Raw genomic sequence first — 3,359 nt, 5'->3', positions numbered from 1 at the left:
TAATGAAATGTCAGAATTATTTTTAATAATTTTTTCGTATACAGGTAAACGATAACTCGCTAATCTACGCTGAATAATTGCTACCTTAAGCATTCTTTACCTATTAAGTCTAATATTTTTAGGATAAACAATATATATTACTCAGGGCATTTTTTCTTTCCAGACCATTAATCCAATAAGCTTGTCCGGCTGTACCTTCCCGCTTGGTAAAATCTCCTGCAATTTTTCATATTCTGTGGATTCCAGTACTTTTTCTCGCTGCCTGTCCCGCCATCGCGACCTTCCTCGGATTGGACGGCAAAGGTGAAGGAATTTTGTAACCCAATTTTGGGAAGCATGCAATAATTTCTTTGTAAATTCCCAGCCCCCGCTTTTCGCAAGATATATTTGGTTTTACCGGCTCGCAGTTTCCATTCAGTGGGGAGACTAATGGCCAGCGTAAAAAAGTGTCTAAGCGATCGGCATCATCTTCAGAAACTTCAAGAAGCGATCGGGTGTAATATTGGAGAGCCTCCATGTATGCTTCCTCAATGCGTGACCTTATTTCCTCTTTAAAGTATACGCCCAGCCTGTGGATGTCCTTCATGGAGTAAGGAACAGAAGTATGAAGTATTGTCTTCATATTTTCTGGGCCGTAAGCCAACTGATGCCCGTTGGGAAGAGTGAAATAATGTTTATTAAGGTTTTCAAGAAGATCGCCCAAAAGGAACTCAGCGTCCTGACTCGTAGAAGCGATATGACTTGCAGGCACAATAAAGTGGGTATGGCAGGTCAAGAAATTTCCCGAGCTAATCAAGGCGGCCGCATTTAAAGTATCAAGATACCAATAGGGGGAACGAATAATTATTTCGTGATCAATCCCCAGCGCCTTTGAAACCATGGAAGCCAGTCGCGTTTCGGCATTAGGCTTGGTGCAAAGACTAACACTTTTCAATGGCTTCCCAAAGGCGGCGGCAGCGACTCGGGAATCCAGACCCCCGCTCAGAAAGATATGCGGCTTGGCGCATGTTTTATGAAGCCGTGAGCTTGAAGCCTGGAGCGTTTGAGAGATTCTGCGCCCCCATTCTCGAGGAGTGACTTTATGGTCGGGTTGGTATTTACGCCTATGCCATTGTCCTCGTTCCGTCTGCTTCCCCACAGTCAGAATGACGTTTTCTCCGGCTGAGAGGCAATGAATGTTTGCGTAAAGCCCTTGTCCTCCCACATGCCTGCCGGTATTAAACAAGGACCACAGCCCCACCGGGTTAATCTTGGGCTTGCTCTTTTTAAAGGTTGCAATGGCCGAAGGGTAGTTACCTACAATCCATATACCGTTTTCCTCAGTAAACCATACTGACCTTGAAGCAAATCTGTCAGTAAATAATGTGACGTAATTTGTTTTTTCATCATAGAATAAGCAGCTAAAGGACCCGTTCAGCTGCTCGATCAACTTGTCTTGATGTTGAACCCAAAGGTCAAGCACGCGGACAGCGGTTAATTCAGGCTCACTTTGGATAACTCCATAATGACCCAGGTCGGTTACTGCGCCGCATAAAACACAGATGTCTCCCTGATCAGTCTCCTGCACATAAACATCTGGAACATGAAACTTATTCCAGGCCCATGCAACTGTTCGTGCCTGGTTCGAATGTTGATGCGTTTCCACTCGTAAGTCCGGAACGCCTTCTACGCTGAATATTCTCTGGAATCCTGCTAAACGATCATTAAAATCCGGGACCTCACCGATTATGGTAATCCAGCCGCCCATGATTAGCGCCATCCCTTTGATAGTTCGAATTTTAAATTAGGAACATCTACTTCAGAAAAGGATAAGTCGTGCTCATCACCTGGCAAAAGCTTCCACTTTTTAAGCCTGCCTGCCTCGGAGATAGTCTTGAATAACCGGTAATCCAATCCCATAGCTTTAACGGCTAACGCGTCTACAAGAACTGGATTAAACCCCCCCAGAATTATTGAGGTTGGAACCGCATCACCGGCCATAGGTCCTTCTCCCTGCTGAGAAATAATCCCGTCAATTAAGGCGAAGCAGCTTCTTTGAGGAGTATCCTGCATTTTCCCTTCACGGTCCGCATATACATTAATTCTATTTAAATCAAGAATAGTCCTCCAGATAGTATCATTGCCTTTCCAATTCCCATGTTCTATTTGCTGACCGACCAATACCTTCTTCTTCTGAAGCCAATCTCTAAAAGCCTTGACAACTGGGATTCGATGTATCTGGAACCATTTTTTCAGGTTTAAGTAGCTTTTCCGAGCCATAACATAATGAGACGCGGGATAAAAAGGGAACGCGTCGCCTTTAGGTGGCAGCCCTGGACGATGATGAGGCATACAGTCCTTTTCAAATACAATTCCAATCATATTTTTTAGCGTCAGTGATACTCCCGCCTTACAATGGCTCTTCATTTTAGCAACATTAATGATGGTATCAGCATTCAGTATTGACTTTGACACAATATATTTATGCATTGAAGGGTTATGATAATCATCTGTTTTGCTTCTTTCACAATATTTGGGGTCAACATGGTCAACGGTTTTATCAGCCAAGGTATAGAAATGAATATTTTGATTGTTATCAAATTCCCCAAATAAACTATCCTTTCCAAGATCAATAGTGACATAGCCTAAAGGATCTCCAGGCTGATTCTCATAATAAAACTCACCATTAGAAGCTTCTTTCAATACTTTTGGTCGCAGGTCTATGACCTTAACATTCGTATAACCTCTTTGACTCAGTTTATCAATCATTTCTTGAATTCCGGTGAATTTCATCAGCCTGTCAAAATCAGCTCCTTCAACCGGGTTATCCGCCACTGTTATTGAACCATTTCCTTTTAATGCAACATGCACATAATCAATCAAAGGTCTTAGAATAGAGCCGTGGCTGACAGTACTGTAAAGGGCATGCTCTCCAAAATAGTGTTGATGCGTAACTAAGTTTGGTTTGACTAACACGTTTTGACCAGGTCTAATAATCTCTTTAAACGGGTTCCATTCAGCACATCCAATATTTTTATGATCCAGTCCCAATTTTATCAAAAGATCACGGACTATGGCATAGACTAAATTGGTTTTATTGGTTTTGCTTGCAAAAGGCAGTTCGGGATAGGTCTCTGGAGGGTCAAAAGGAGGTTCCAAGCAGTAGTGCTTGATTTTGGGATTTTTAATATATTCTACCACGCTTGAAGAAAAAATATTACTATACCTTATTTTTTATGTTAGCAATTATTTTAATCTTAATAGTTATTTATAACATACTGAATGAGAACTTTCAATCTTAATGTCGTATTCTAAATATTAGATTCAAACAAACTGATTGATCGTCGAAATGAGTTTGGAAGCTTTTTCATAAACTTGCC

2 protein-coding genes are annotated in these 3,359 nt (G+C 41.7%); both read right to left on the bottom strand.

The annotated features are described in order from the left end of the window. Positions 1-226: 226 nt before the first annotated feature. Entirely contained in the window at positions 227-1,747 is a 1,521-nt protein-coding gene (locus JRI95_16725) for a hypothetical protein (protein ID MBW2063189.1), read from the bottom strand. Positions 1,748-1,749: 2 nt separating this feature from the next. After that, entirely contained in the window at positions 1,750-3,138 is a 1,389-nt protein-coding gene (locus tag JRI95_16720; GenBank protein ID MBW2063188.1) for a DUF362 domain-containing protein, read from the bottom strand. Positions 3,139-3,359 lie beyond the last annotated feature (221 nt).

Source organism: Deltaproteobacteria bacterium (genome assembly GCA_019308995.1).
Lineage (GTDB): Bacteria > Desulfobacterota > Desulfarculia > Adiutricales > JAFDHD01 > JAFDHD01.
The sequence above is the reverse complement of the archived record's forward strand: the minus strand, read 5'-3'. Positions and strand labels throughout refer to the sequence as shown.

Coding starts and splice junctions, on each gene's coding strand:
- JRI95_16725 (MBW2063189.1), bottom strand. CDS start 1,747: ATGGGCGGCTGGATTACCATAATCGGTGAGGTCCCGGATTTTAATGAT.